Here is a 12,983-nt window from a genome sequence, read left to right on the forward strand (position 1 = left end):
TAAATTACCTTCCAAAAAATTCATCTTTTTTATCAACTCTGTTAGGGTCTTCCAATGGATATTGTTTCAACATCGGATGTACACCTAAATCATCCATATTTAAAATACGGCGTAAATCTGGGTGGCCTTCAAATTTAACCCCAAACAAATCATACGTTTCACGCTCCATCCAGTTAGCACCTTTCCAAACAGTTGTTGCCGTAGGAATAGTTGGATTTTGCTCAGAGATAAAAACCTTAATTCTGATCCTTACTCGCTCTACCATATTATTCAGATGGTAAACCACCGCAATACCATGATCTTTACCCGGATAATGAACCGCAGTAATATCAGTAAGAAAATTGAACTTTAATTCTTCTTTGAGATAAGAAAGCACATTAATGATCACATCTTTGTAGGTTACGATAGTTAAAAAACCATAAGGCTCAGAAACGGCAGTAACTTTTTCACCAAACTTTTCAGTCAGCTTAACGTGGATGTCGTTATTCAGCGTAGTTTCTTCCATTATTTAATGCCGTATTGACCTAAAAGATCTTTATAATAATCTGAGTTTCTTCTTCTGCCTGATTCGTTTCTTACCAAATCCTGAATACGTTGGAAGCCATCTAAAATAGCTTCAGGCCTTGGTGGACAACCCGGTACATAAACATCAACCGGAATAACTTCATCAATACCCTGTAAAACGGAATAAGTATCAAAAATTCCCCCACTACTGGCACAAGCACCAACAGCCATTACCCATCGTGGCTCAGCCATCTGGATATAAACCTGCTTTAATACCGGAGCCATTTTTTTTGCAATAGTTCCCATCACCATTAAAACATCTGCCTGACGTGGAGAAAAGCTTAAGCGCTCTGCGCCAAAACGACCAAGATCATAGTGAGATCCCATAGTTGCCATAAATTCAATACCACAACAGGAAGTGGCAAAAGGCAGTGGCCATAATGAATTGGAGCGCGCCAAACCAATTACTTTATCTAAAGAAGTGGCAAAATAACCAGGCCCTTCGGTTCCTGGAGGCGCATCTACTATATTAATTTCACTCATGTTTATAAACAAAAAATGCTCATCCCTTTGCAGAATGAGCAACAAATTTACAATATTTAAAAGGCAATTAAACAAGCTTAACCTGATTTAGAACCTTTCTAAATAAATAAAGAAGATATAAGTTAGTGTAGTTGTTACACTTTTAGTTTTCAGTTAAAATTAGCTAACCAAGAATGGCCAACCGAACTAGTTCCAGTCTAAAACTTTTTTCTTTATTACATAAATAAATCCTAAAAGTAATGTCCCCATGAAGATGAACATTTCAATCATCCCATCCATTCTAAGTGCTCTGAAATTCACAGCCCATGGATACATGAAAATTACTTCAATATCAAATAATACAAAAAGAATAGCCACTACAAAATATTTGATAGAGAAAGGCTGACGGGCATTACCTACGCTCTTAACGCCGGCCTCAAATACCTCAAGCTTATCACTTGTTTTACGTTTTGGACCTAAAAAGTGTGTAGCCACCAAAGTGGTAACCACGAAACCCAAAGCAACTACGACTTGAAATATAATGGGTAAAAAATCTATTGAGGTACTTTGTGCTTGCATAATCTATATTTTCTGATGCAAAAGTAAAAGAAAAAGGCAGAGTAACCAAACGCTGCCTTTTCTAAATTATTTAACTTGAAATTATTTACCTTTTCCTTTAGCTGCAGGAGCAGATAACTCTTTCAGCTTTGCAGCAGCAAATGTTCCTGTTGGATATACAGCAACGCTCTTATCAAAGTATTCTTTCGCTTTTGCTTTATCAGTATTGAAATAATATCCTCCAAGGTTATCATATGCTTCTGATAATTTTTTAGCATTCGGTGTAACCAATTCTGGTTTTTCAGTTACCTTTTTGATAAACATTTCAAAATGAGGCACCATTAATCCTTTTGGTGCTTTTTCATCATCCAATAAACTATTAACTCTTGCACGATATAAATATGCATCAGTAGTTTCCGGAGCAAGCTGAGCTACTTTAGCAATAGATGAATCCGCCTTCACTAATAAATCTTTTGAAGGGTTTTTCTTTGCTGAATATTGAGTAGCATAATCAAAGTAATAAGCTAAGCCATCATAAAAATAACTGTATAATACACCTTTTCCATTAGGATTAGCAGCAATTACTTTATCATATATTTGAGCAGCCTTTGTATATTTCTTTGCGTCAAAGAAGGTTTTAGCCACCTCTGCTAATGCTTCAACGTTGGTTGAATCTTTTTCTACAGCTTTAGTAATATTAATTAATGCCAAACTATCCTGTCCAGATTTCAACTGTGCTTTACCTAAGTACAAATAATCGAAACCCAAGATTTTATTTGGATCTTTTTCTTTTGCAAAGAACTCATTCATACTGGTTAAAGCTGCAGGATAATTTTTATTCTCGTAAGCAGCCCATCCTTTTAACCTAGAAACAACAGCACTTTTTGGATCATTTGCCGGAGCCTGGATTGTTGATGCTACCTGCTCTAATGTTGCGTAATCCTTTGCATAAAACAAGAACTGTGCATAACGTAACTGAGACTCTAAAGATTTATCTGTTAAATCCATATATTTTTTATAGTTCTCAATTCCTTTTTTAGCTTTTTCTTGATCAGTACCAAAGCTGCTCCATTGTAGATAAAGCTCACCTAATTCACGATAAGCCGGTCCATAGTTCGGATCAGCAGCAATTACATCCTGTAATTCTTTTTCACCTTCAGGAAACGCTCTTGATTCTTTATACATTTTACCAATCTGCGTTTTAGCCCTACGATTGTTAGGATCTACATCACCAACACGCATGTAAGGACCTAATGCCTCAGAATTTTTCTTTTGCAATGCATAAGCATCACCTAAAGCCAAGAAAACCTCTGCATCCTTATCTTTCGAATCTAATTCATCAGCCTTAGTAATATTCGCTAAAGCATTGGTAAAATCTGGTTTAGACACATCATCACTGGGTTTATCCTGCGCTAAATAAGCTTTACCGATTTCCAGATAGGTTTTATAATTTTTTTTGTCCATTTCGATTGCTTTATCGAAATTGGTTTTAGCAGAAGTTGGGTTATTAGATAACATATCTGCTTCACCTAAACCAATCAGGTTTAAGTTATTCTTAGCATCTGCTGTTACGCCTTTAGTAAAAACAGCACGGGCTGAATCAATATAACCTGTTTTTAAATAAACCAAACCCAGATTATAATAATTATCGCCATTTGAAGCTTGTGAGCTTACCAATGATTTTAGCATTGATGTTGCTTTCTGATATTGTTCAGCGTCAATGGCTTTTTTCGCATCATTTAAATTTTGAGCAAAAACTGCAGAACCCATCAACACCAAACCTACATTTAAGGTTATTGCTTTCTTTAAAATTTTCATCGGATATTCTGTTTTTTTAATAAAAATGAAGTGTCTGTTGAGATAACTTCGTGGTTCAATTTATAATTTGTTATTTATTTTCCTTTTGTCAGGTTAATCTCTCTAGGCATTAACTTATGTGGACCAAGTCCAGATTTAAGTACAATTAATTGTCCTCGCTGACTTCTTAACCATGTTGCAAATCCTGTGCCTAAACCATCTCTACCCTCACAATCTATAATATTTACGTTTCTTAGAAAAGGATAGATTCCATTTATAAGATTATCCTGTGTTGGTTTATAAAATTGATCATCTCCTGGCTTACCTTTCAAATTTTTTACACCAAGTGTTTTAATCTTCGACAGGTATTTAGCATATTTTGTATTTCTATCTGAAACCCAATCAACCCCTAAAATACCTATAAAATTTTTATCTTCAGCAATAAATTTAATTACTTCTGCACTTGAGTTTTTTGAATAAACACCCTGAGCTGGAAACTGACTGATGTTAGCCAGTTGCTTAAAGTATTGAAAGGTACTTGAATAGGTGTTATCAAAAACCAGTTTTTTTGCTGAAGTCTTCCCCTGTAAAATATCAATAACCTCTTTAACGGTAATAGTACTATCGATATTGTCTCTATTGGTAATTAATGCAATGCCATCAACGGCAAACCGGGTAGCATTTATCCTGATGCCCCTTTGAGTATAGTATTTTTCCTCTGCTTTAGTCAGTAACCTGGGCATTACAATTACCCTTACGCTGTCATTCAGAAAAGCGGGAATAATCTTTTCTTCAGGTTTAACTGTAATCTGAAATTTGGCATCCGGGTAATCCAGACTAAAAATATCAATCTGCTCCTGAACGATAGGACTTACACTTTCATCTACCAGAATTTTCAATATTCCGCTTGTTCTTGTTTCTTTAACCTGAGTGGTCTTTTCCTTTCTTTTACAAGAAAGGAATCCCAAGATCATAAATATTAAAAGTATGTTTCTCATTTCAGGATTTTAGTCTCTTCTGCCAAGGCTCAATAGCCTTACAAAAGCGTAAAAAATTAAAAATACACCTATGGCAATACGCCCCCATGCCGGAATAAAATTAAACCTTATTGCAAGTGGTGCCCAAAAGATGAAAGCAAGCCCCATCACTAAATATAAAGCAAAGGTGAGTAGGCCTAAAATGAGCAAAAACCGCTGTTTAGGCGATTTTTGCTTAAAAATATCAAAATTTAACATTTACTTTTAGTTCAATGTAAAGTTAACGTTGATGTTATACTTTACCCTTACCGGCTTACCATTCTGGATACCTGGGTTCCAGCGTGGACTCGCTTTTAACACACGGATGGCTTCTTCATCAGTTCCGCTACCCAAACCACGGGTAACCTGAATATCTGTCAATTTACCATCTTTTTCAACAACGAAAGATAAAAATACTTTACCCTGTACGTTATTTTCCTGTGCCATTGGTGGGTATTTAATCGCTCCTCCTAAATATTTGTAGAACTTAGCGATACCTCCAGGATATTCTGGCTGCTTCTCGATACTAACGAAGTCATAAACCTTGTTATCATCAACCGCAACTGCAGCTTCTCTTTTCGGACCTTCACCAACTGGTTCAGCGATTACAATATCAGCGGTTGGATCACCTTTAATATCTCTCTGCCCCGGATCTGCCTCTTTTAATTTTTCTACTGTTGGCGGTTCCTCATCACGCACCTGCTCATCAGGCTTAACAATTGGAGGCGGCATTTTAACCTGATCCACTTTTGGTGGCGGTGGCTCTACCGGTGGTGGGGGTGGTGTTTTTGGATCAACTGGTGGCGGTGGCGCAATAACTACTTCCTGTGCTTTTTCTACCTGCTCAGTATCATTCATCGAACCTTTAATAAGGCCATAAATTTTCGGAGCGAAGAAAAGTGCAAGGAATACTATTGAACCAATAATTAATGCCCGTGTGGTATTGGCCCCATTGGTTTTACGCAATTGGTAGGCTCCGTAGCTTTTGTTCTTTTCAGCAAAAACTACTTCAATCCACTCCTTTCTTAATATATCTAATTTTGACATGATTACGGATTTAACAATTATAAAATACCCTTCTCCTTCATGAATGCTTTTTCATTATCAAGAATATTGTCATCATCAATCTGACGAACTTTAACCTTTAATATTTCCAATTCATCCATGATATCAACGAAGTTTTTGAAATTTGATCCGCTGGTTGGTTTAACCAATACCACGAAATCACCTTTCACTCCAGATGCATCTGCAACTTTTCTGTTATCGATAATCGCTTTTTCAACCTGTGATAAACTTTCTATAGTTGGAGCTGATGCACCAGCTTCTCCCATATACCAGGCTACCTTATCGCTTTTACCCAATAAAATAGTCATGGTTTTAGAAGCTTTCAGTTCCAATTTATTGTCCTTGTTGTTATCATCCTTATCAGGCTTTACAATATCCATCGCCTGAGGCGTAGAGATTGATGTAGTTAAGATAAAGAATGTAACCAAAAGGAACATCAAATCTACCATCGGCGTCATATCGACTCTTGGCGTGGCTTTCTTCCCGCCTGTGTTTAATTCTGCCATTTCTTATTTTCTTCTAGCTTCTGCGTTGGTTACCAATAAAAACTTGTTAACTTTTTGCTTCTGCAATACATCCACGATCTTTTTAATTACAGGATATTCTTCTTTTGAATCTCCTTTGATACTTACACGCATTGGTTGCTGATTAACTTCAGCGGTTGCTTTACGCGCAAGTAAAACCCAGTTATTCAACTGGTTATCAGTAGAATCTGTAGGGATACCTGTTTGAACACCTGGCTTCATCCGATCGCCACCTGGCATATTTATAAACTTTTTAAGGTCTGCAACCGGTACTCCAAAGGTTCCGATAACCGAAAACCTGTTTACTTCATCAGGTGTAAACTTGATTTTGTACTGCTCTCCAATTAACTCTAAGGTTCTAGCCCTTACTTTTTGGCCAGCCACTTCAAAGAATACCTTACCTTGACCAATGGTTAATGTTGCATTGTTCTCAGCTGGCACCTTAAATTCATATGTTGATGAAGGCGTAGATACCGCTAATGGTTCTGGTTGCTTTGCCGTAGCAGTTAATATGAAGAACGTAAGTAACAGCGCAGCTACATCGCACATGGCAGTCATATCTGTTACCGTACTGGTTCTTTTAACTTTAATTCTAGGCATAATATTTTAACTTTTTAATAATGATGATCTTTTTGCCGGTTTTCCATAAAGCCGGTAAAAATTATTTCAAAATATTATTTATGCGAACTAGCGTAAGTTTGAACGATGCTAAATCCAGCTTCGTCAATTGCATAAGTTAACTTGTCAATTTTTGATGTTAATACGTTATACATGATGATCGCTAAAGTAGATACACCGATACCAGTCATCGTGTTAATTAACGCCTCAGAGATACCTACCGCTAATGCTGATTGATCTGGAGCACCAGAGTTTGCCAAACCGGCGAAAGCACGGATCATACCTGTTACTGTACCTAATAAACCGATTAATGTACCAATTGAAACCAAGGTAGCAATAATGGTTAAGTTTTGCTCTAACATAGGCATTTCTAAAGCTGTAGCTTCTTCAACTTCTTTTTGGATGGCAACGATTGATTGCTCAACATCTAAATTAGTATCAGCTTCAACTTCGCTATATTTTTTTAATCCTGATTTAATTACATTAGCAACAGAACCTTGTTGTTTGTCACACTCAGCTTTAGCAGCTTCGATGTTACCAGCATTTAATAAACCTTTTACTTTAATGATGAAGGTATCTAAGCTTGATTTTCCGCTTGCTTTACCAATTACGATTAAACGCTCGATAGAGAAAACGATAGTAGTTAATAATAAACCGATTAAGATTGCCACGATCGGACCACCTTTGTAAGCTGTACCTGGATAGTTGTTTGGTAATGGTAAGTTCTCGTTATTATTGTCAATAAAGTTTGCCGGATCACCCAATACGAATCTCCAGATAATAAAGCCAATTACGATACAAATAGGAATAACCAATGTTGCGAAAACATTTGATGCACTTGAAGAGCTCTCTTTTTTAACAGTTGTTGGTTTTGGTGCGTTTGCCATTTTTTTTAATTTTTAGTTTTAGTTCTTGTTTTTAATTTTTAGCTGTTTTATCTTTTGTACTACACACAACGGATGCGATCTGATTTTGTTGCGAAAAACAAATTTATAAATTGATTTTAAATTACAAATTAATAAATCAATAAACAATTAAATCGTTACCTAACGATATGGTTTATTGCAAACGTACAGGGTGTATAACAAAAAAATTGCCTCAGCCGGAGACAATTCTTTCACAATAAAAACTAAAAAAATCTCTATTTGCAAATTTTTCGTTCAAAAAATGCATTTTAAAGTGCTTTTAGCACAATTTTAACGATTTAGGGTGTACTTTTGACACTTTGGTTTGCTCAAACTGCTTAAAATTCTGGTCAAAGGCATTTGCCAGTTCATACGCTTTAATAAAGTATTCTTCCTGATTACTCCATGTTTTTGAGGGATCCAATATCTCATCAGGCACATTAGGACAATGTAAAGGAATCGTTAATTTAAAAACATGATGCTTTTTATAGTGATGATGATCTAAATCTCCTTTTAAAGCGGCACTGATTATTGCTCTGGTATAACTTAATTTTATTCTTTTTCCAATGCCATATGGTCCTCCACTCCATCCTGTATTAACCAACCATACATTCACATTTTCCTTTTCCATTTTTTCACCTAAAAGACCGGCGTATACGGATGGGTGCAATGGTAGAAAGGCTTTGCCAAAACAGGCCGAGAAAGTAAGCTGAGGTTCTGTAATACCTGTCTCTGTACCGGCAACTTTGGCCGTGTAGCCATTTAGAAAATGAAACATAGCCTGTTCTACATTTAACTTTGAAATAGGCGGCAACACGCCATAAGCATCGGCTGTTAAGAAAAATATGTTTTTTGGAATAGATGCGACAGAAGGTATTACCGCATGATCTATGAAATCAATCGGATAGGCTACCCTTGTATTTTCGGTTTTATCGGTATTACCATAATCAACATCTTGCGTTCCGGGTTGAAAATTAATGTTTTCCAATAAAGCACCAAATTTGATGGCTTTATAAATCTGCGGTTCTTTTTCTTCAGTGAGATCCACGCATTTGGCATAACAACCTCCCTCAAAATTAAACACCGAGTTTTCATCCCATCCATGTTCGTCATCACCAATCAGCTTTCTTTGCGGATCTGCAGATAAAGTTGTTTTGCCTGTGCCAGACAAACCAAAAAAGATCGCTGTGTCTCCTTCCTTACCTACGTTGGCAGAACAATGCATGGGTAAAACATTTTTATAAACAGGCAAAATAAAGTTTAATACAGAAAAAATTCCCTTTTTGATTTCACCTGTATATCCGGTTCCACCAATCAGAATCATTTTTTTTGTAAAGTTAATGACCGAAAAATTTTCCTGGCGCGTCCCGTCAGTAAGCGGATTGGCCAGAAAACCCGGCGCCGCAATAACTAACCATTCCGGACAATTGCCTAAGTCGTCATGTTCCGGACGGAGAAAAAGATTATGGGCAAAAAGATTTTGATAAGCGGTTTCTGTGATAACACGGATTGAAATGGCAACATCCGGTTTGGCGCAGGCCGCAGCATCACGTACATAAATTTTCCGATTATGCAGATAGCTGGTCATTTTAGAAAAAAGCTGATCGAAATGCGATGGAGCGATTTTAATATTTACATCTCCCCACCAAATCATGTCTTCAGTAAGATTATCATATACGATAAACCTGTCTTTGGGAGATCGTCCTGTAAATTTACCCGTATCAACAGCCAAAGCTCCTGAAGACGCCAATGTACCTTCTCTGTTTACTAGGGCTTCATCAATTAGCTCCATTGGCGACAACTGGTACATTACAGTCATGTTTTCACCCAGATTTAAATAGCCTAAATCTGGTGCTTGCAATTTCTTTTTGCTCATAAACAATAAGTTGATTAGTGCAGCAAAGGTAAATAGTTATTGATCACAAAAACCAATATTTTTAACTATTTATTTACATATTGTAGCAAATACACTAATACTTAAAGTATTGACATACAAATAATTAAATCAAAATTTTAGATCGAAAAAAAATAAAAAAAATACACTAAGACTGACTTAAAAACTGAAGTAGAAAGGATCATTTAAGGAAAATATTCTAATCGCATTTAAGCACCGGATTTTTTAGCCCCCAGCTTTTTTAACTTTATAACCATCTTTCTGAAGAATAGCAATCACTTTATCTCTGACATCTCCCTGAATCATAATTTCACCATCTTTAACGGCACCACCTACGCCACACTTGGTCTTTAACATTTTCCCCAGAACCCCAAGGTCTTCATCCCGCCCGTTAAAGCCTGTAATGAGCGTTACTGCTTTTCCTCCACGATTTTTTTTATCCAGCATTACCCGTAAATCCTGCTGATTATTGGGCAATGTAGTTTGATCATCTGCCTCTTCCTGGTATTCAAAGTCGGGATTGGTAGAAAACATAATTCCTCCAAGATCGCTCAGGCTGTTTTTTTTAGGTTTCATGGGTACAAATGTAAGGCGAAATGATCAATAAGAAAATTTGCTAGGGAACGACGACACTCAATGAAAGAGGGGCTACACTCACCGCTATCTCTTTGCCCATTTTTAAAGGTTCACCATCTATATGCACGGCCCCATCGGTTTCTCTGAGAATTTTAATCTGTTTACCCTTGATGATCTCAATCATTTCTGAATGTTCAGCAGTTCCTTTTAGCATTACATAACCTAAAAGAGGCAATTTTAGCAGTGAAAATGGCTTAATGATACAAACATCCAAAAGACCATCCCTAATGGATGCGCCCGGCGCAATAAAAACATCATTACCATATTGTGAGGAATTGGCTATGCTGATTGCAAATGCATTTCTTTGATATTCTATTCCGTCAATATCAATAATATATTTTTGTGCACGATAACCAAAAACTTCCTTCAAACCTAATTTTACATAGCCGGCAAGTCCTCTTTTCTTATCATTTGAAAAAACGGAGCTCAGGTGAGCATCAAAACCGATTCCAGCAAGGTTAAAGAATTTTTTATTATTGAAGGTTGCCGTATCAATTTTATCTATTTTCAAACGGTTAATGGCTAATATGGCCTGACGAAGATTTTTAGGGATCTGCAGAAACCTGGCCAGTCCATTTCCTGAACCCAGAGGCAAAATACCCAGAATCTTTTGATGCTGAAGTACTTTAGTCGCTACTTCATTTATAGTGCCATCTCCACCAGCGGCAATGAGAATGTCAAAATTTTTATTGGCGGCTTCGTCGGCAAGTTCAGCGGCATGGCCAATGTATTCTGTAAATACAAAGTTTGCATTGAACTTCTCCTTATCGAGATATTTATCTATAAAATCAGGGATCCGCAGTTTTCCCTTCCCACCTGAAATTGGGTTTATGATAAAAAGTATATTGTGCTTTGTGTGCAAAACGTAAAGAATGAGGGTACAAAATAATCTATAATTTTTGAAATAAAGAAAATATGCTAATTTTGTCGCATAATATAGTGGACTGATTTGCTATTCCGAAGAGATTCGGAACGGATTGCAACCACTTAAAAAAAAGTGCTAATACCTCCTTCAATCATGTAGAACCTGTTTCCAGGGGTCATTGGCGCTTTTATAAATGTTTATTTATCATTAAAACTTAATAGATGTCGTATTTATTTACATCAGAATCTGTATCTGAAGGCCACCCAGACAAAATTGCCGATCAAATTTCGGATGCATTAATTGATAATTTTTTAGCTTTTGATCCGGAATCGAAAGTGGCCTGTGAAACTTTGGTTACTACCGGCCAGGTAATTTTAGCCGGCGAGGTTAAATCTAAAACTTATTTAGACGTACAGCAAATTGCCCGTGATGTAATCAAGAAAATTGGTTACACCAAAAGTGAATATATGTTTGAGGCTAACTCCTGCGGCATTTTATCCGCCATACATGAACAATCTCAGGACATTAACCAGGGGGTAGACAGAAGCAGCAAAGAGGAACAGGGCGCCGGCGACCAGGGCATGATGTTTGGTTATGCCACCAATGAAACGGAAGATTATATGCCTTTGGCTTTAAATCTGTCTCACAAATTATTGCAGGAATTAGCTGTTTTAAGACGTGAAAACGACGAGATTAAATATCTGCGCCCGGATGCGAAAAGTCAGGTTACTTTAGAATATGATGATCATAATAAACCTGTTCGCATTGATGCAATTGTAATTTCTACACAACATGATGATTTTGACGAAGAAGCTACTATGCTGGCTAAAATCAAATCTGATTTAGTGGAGATTTTAATTCCAAGAATCATCAAAAGTAATCCACAATATGCTCATTTATTTAATGATAAAATTGAATACCACATTAATCCGACCGGTAAATTTGTAATTGGCGGCCCACATGGGGATACAGGTTTAACCGGCAGAAAAATTATTGTTGATACTTACGGTGGTAAAGGTGCACATGGTGGTGGTGCCTTCTCTGGCAAAGATCCAAGCAAAGTAGATAGAAGTGCTGCTTATGCTACCCGTCACATTGCTAAAAACCTGGTTGCGGCCGGCATTGCTGATGAAATTTTAGTTCAGGTATCATATGCCATCGGCGTTGCAAAACCAATGGGAATTTACATTAATACTTATGGTACCGGCAAGGTGGGTAAAACAGATGGCGAAATTGCTAAAATTGTTGAATCGGTTTTTGATATGCGCCCTTACTTTATTGAGCAACGCTTAAAACTTAGAAATCCGATTTACAGTGAAACTGCTGCTTATGGCCACATGGGCAGAACACCTGAAACCGTTAGCAAAACCTTCAGAACACCAAATGGTGAAGAGAAGACCGTTACGGTTGAGTTATTTACCTGGGAAAAATTAGATTATGTAGACCAGGTCAAGGCTGCTTTTGGCATTTAGCATTTTTAACAACATGAGTAAAGTCCCGGCGAACACCGGGACTTTCTTATTTATGTACCTTATAAATCATTTGCTTTTAGTGCTTCTATTTCTAAAGGATCGAAATGCTGATCATCAATGCTGTAGGATTTAATCGCTGCAATTTTCATTTCATCAATAACATCAACAAAATCCTGGAATTTTGCTGTCTTGACAGGCTTTATGATCACGAGCATATATTTACTTTCATTATTACCGTGGGATTTTGCAATCACTGATTTATTCAGTCTGATCTGATTATAAATTTCACTAACGGGCATTACTTTCATATTGGCACCTGCTGGTGTACCGAGATAACTGATTGCCATATTATTTCTCCCTAGCAAGATCGTCATTGTTCTGGAAGCAGGATAATCAATCGTACAATCATCACAGGGATCGGGCTTAGCGATGTCTGCCGCGTTTAATGTACCTAAAGAGGTCGTCAGCATAAAAAACGTGGTAAGCAGAAACATGAGATCAACCATTGCGGTTAAATCCACTCGTGGAGCTGTTTTTCTGATTTTTCCTTTATGGGCCTTGCCACGAGGAGATTCATTTAAAGTTGCCATATCTTATCTTTTTTATG

The 12,983-nt window shown here is 36.9% G+C and carries 15 protein-coding genes; 1 reads left to right on the forward strand and 14 read right to left on the reverse strand.

Going from position 1 to position 12,983, the window contains the following annotated elements; translation table 11 throughout:
- Positions 1 to 4: 4 nt before the first annotated feature.
- The 13 genes from CBW18_RS03225 to CBW18_RS03285 all read right to left on the reverse strand — a co-directional run bounded on the left by CBW18_RS03225 (position 5) and on the right by CBW18_RS03285 (position 10,901).
- Positions 5 to 505, reverse strand: coding sequence for an NADH-quinone oxidoreductase subunit C (locus tag CBW18_RS03225; RefSeq protein ID WP_088299788.1), 501 nt, complete (start codon positions 503 to 505; stop codon positions 5 to 7).
- Positions 505 to 1,047 (reverse strand): NADH-quinone oxidoreductase subunit B, encoded by a 543-nt coding sequence (locus tag CBW18_RS03230; protein ID WP_088299789.1) that lies wholly within the window; start codon positions 1,045 to 1,047, stop codon positions 505 to 507. Before CBW18_RS03230 ends, CBW18_RS03225 begins: the two co-directional genes overlap by 1 nt.
- A 186-nt stretch (positions 1,048 to 1,233) precedes the next feature.
- Entirely contained in the window at positions 1,234 to 1,605 is a 372-nt protein-coding gene (locus tag CBW18_RS03235; RefSeq protein WP_088299790.1) for an NADH-quinone oxidoreductase subunit A, read from the reverse strand.
- A gap of 81 nt (positions 1,606 to 1,686) precedes the next feature.
- Positions 1,687 to 3,402: a lipopolysaccharide assembly protein LapB gene (locus CBW18_RS03240; protein ID WP_088299791.1), complete on the reverse strand. Its 1,716-nt coding sequence runs from the start codon at positions 3,400 to 3,402 to the stop codon at positions 1,687 to 1,689.
- Between the two features lie 74 nt (positions 3,403 to 3,476).
- Positions 3,477 to 4,355 carry a PstS family phosphate ABC transporter substrate-binding protein gene (locus CBW18_RS03245; protein WP_253248950.1) on the reverse strand — a complete coding sequence of 293 codons (879 nt, stop codon included), beginning with the start codon at positions 4,353 to 4,355 and terminating at the stop codon, positions 3,477 to 3,479.
- A 33-nt stretch (positions 4,356 to 4,388) separates the two neighbouring features.
- Positions 4,389 to 4,616: a hypothetical protein gene (locus tag CBW18_RS03250; RefSeq protein ID WP_088299793.1), complete on the reverse strand. Its 228-nt coding sequence runs from the start codon at positions 4,614 to 4,616 to the stop codon at positions 4,389 to 4,391.
- Between the two features lie 6 nt (positions 4,617 to 4,622).
- Complete coding sequence (locus CBW18_RS03255; RefSeq protein WP_088299794.1) at positions 4,623 to 5,444, reverse strand: energy transducer TonB; 822 nt, start codon at positions 5,442 to 5,444, stop codon at positions 4,623 to 4,625.
- Between the two features lie 17 nt (positions 5,445 to 5,461).
- Positions 5,462 to 5,968, reverse strand: a complete 507-nt coding sequence (locus CBW18_RS03260; protein ID WP_088299795.1) for a biopolymer transporter ExbD — start codon at positions 5,966 to 5,968, stop codon at positions 5,462 to 5,464.
- A 3-nt stretch (positions 5,969 to 5,971) separates the two neighbouring features.
- Complete coding sequence (locus CBW18_RS03265) at positions 5,972 to 6,586, reverse strand: biopolymer transporter ExbD (RefSeq protein WP_088299796.1); 615 nt, start codon at positions 6,584 to 6,586, stop codon at positions 5,972 to 5,974.
- Positions 6,587 to 6,660: 74 nt separating this feature from the next.
- Positions 6,661 to 7,491 (reverse strand): MotA/TolQ/ExbB proton channel family protein, encoded by an 831-nt coding sequence (locus CBW18_RS03270; RefSeq protein WP_010601914.1) that lies wholly within the window; start codon positions 7,489 to 7,491, stop codon positions 6,661 to 6,663.
- A gap of 298 nt (positions 7,492 to 7,789) precedes the next feature.
- Positions 7,790 to 9,385 carry a phosphoenolpyruvate carboxykinase (ATP) gene (gene pckA / locus CBW18_RS03275; RefSeq protein ID WP_088299797.1) on the reverse strand — a complete coding sequence of 532 codons (1,596 nt, stop codon included), beginning with the start codon at positions 9,383 to 9,385 and terminating at the stop codon, positions 7,790 to 7,792.
- A gap of 243 nt (positions 9,386 to 9,628) precedes the next feature.
- Positions 9,629 to 9,979, reverse strand: a complete 351-nt coding sequence (locus CBW18_RS03280; RefSeq protein ID WP_088299798.1) for a translation initiation factor — start codon at positions 9,977 to 9,979, stop codon at positions 9,629 to 9,631.
- 40 nt (positions 9,980 to 10,019) lie between these two features.
- On the reverse strand, positions 10,020 to 10,901 hold the full coding sequence (locus CBW18_RS03285) for a diacylglycerol kinase family protein (RefSeq protein WP_253248951.1): 882 nt from the start codon (positions 10,899 to 10,901) through the stop codon (positions 10,020 to 10,022).
- A gap of 224 nt (positions 10,902 to 11,125) precedes the next feature.
- On the opposite strand from CBW18_RS03285, the gene metK reads away from it, so the two are divergent.
- On the forward strand, positions 11,126 to 12,376 hold the full coding sequence (metK, locus tag CBW18_RS03290; RefSeq protein WP_088299800.1) for a methionine adenosyltransferase: 1,251 nt from the start codon (positions 11,126 to 11,128) through the stop codon (positions 12,374 to 12,376).
- 59 nt (positions 12,377 to 12,435) lie between these two features.
- On the opposite strand, the gene CBW18_RS03295 is transcribed toward metK, so the two are convergent.
- Positions 12,436 to 12,966 carry a biopolymer transporter ExbD gene (locus tag CBW18_RS03295; protein WP_088299801.1) on the reverse strand — a complete coding sequence of 177 codons (531 nt, stop codon included), beginning with the start codon at positions 12,964 to 12,966 and terminating at the stop codon, positions 12,436 to 12,438.
- Positions 12,967 to 12,983 lie beyond the last annotated feature (17 nt).

Origin of the sequence: Pedobacter sp. AJM, from assembly GCF_002197755.1 — a bacterium.
Classification (GTDB): domain Bacteria; phylum Bacteroidota; class Bacteroidia; order Sphingobacteriales; family Sphingobacteriaceae; genus Pedobacter.